At 53.1% G+C, this 1,028-nt stretch carries 1 protein-coding gene; it reads left to right on the forward strand.

From position 1 onward, the window contains the following. A partial coding sequence (locus QB898_RS13065) for a YwqG family protein (protein WP_279525297.1) occupies positions 1-789 on the forward strand: 789 nt, incomplete at its 5' end. Positions 790-1,028 lie beyond the last annotated feature (239 nt).

Genomic DNA, 1,028 nt, shown 5'->3' on the forward strand with positions numbered 1-1,028 from the left:
TGCGCGGAAATCACCCTGCTGCCTGCTGAACATTTGACGGTTTGGCAAAGCAAACTGGGCGGACAGCCCTATTGGCCGAAAGACATGGAATACCCATGCAATGCGAAAGGCCGTCCGCTGCATTTGCTGGCGCAAATCAATTTTGCCGAAACGCCGCCCCTGCCGGATTTTCCGGGAAAGGGAATTTTGCAGTTTTTCATCTCGCGCAATGACGGGATTGAAAAGATGTGGGGCATGAATGCGGACAATCCGGCTGATCAGCAAGGCTTTCGCGTGGTGTATCACGCAGATATTGAGCATGAACAGGATAGGCTGTTGCAGGATTTCCGGTTTCTGGCGCAAGCGCGGCAAACGCCAAAATCAAACCATATTCTGCAAAGGCTGGCGGCTTTCTGGCATTCGCAACGGCCCGGATTGCCTTTTGAACACGCATGCGCCATGCGGTTTGAGCGGCAACAAAAATATGCTTCGCTTGAAGAAGCGAATGGCGTTTTTTTTGCGCCCGGATGGCTGCCAATGGACGCGGAAAATATCACCAGTGAATTTTTGGAAGCATTTTTCCGTCTGGACTGGTCAGGCCATCGCCTGGGCGGGTATGCCAATATTCTGCAAGAAAAATGGCGCCTGGGCGGCCCGTATCAGGATCATGTTTTGCTGCTCCAAATCGATTGTGATGCGCCCAATGGCGTGATGCGGCATGGCAGCGGCATTTGCCATTTTTATATTCACCCGCATGATTTGCGCCAGCGCGATTTTTCAAAAGTACTTTATACGTGGGAATTTTTTTGAAACCATGAAAATAAACCGCCACGGCCCGTTTTTACCGGATGGATGGTTTTGCCACGACGTACCCAGCCGCAGCCATGAACCACACGCCTGATTTGCTGAACCACCCCGCGCTGCGGCCCTACAAGGACAGCATCTGCGCCACGGCCCGGCCCTGCGCGGAAATCACCCTGCTGCCTGCTGAACATTTGACGGTTTGGCAAAGCAAACTGGGCGGACAGCCCTATTGGCCGAAAGACATG

The sequence above is a fragment of the Ottowia cancrivicina genome, from assembly GCF_029813755.1.
Lineage (GTDB): Bacteria > Pseudomonadota > Gammaproteobacteria > Burkholderiales > Burkholderiaceae_C > Ottowia > Ottowia massiliensis.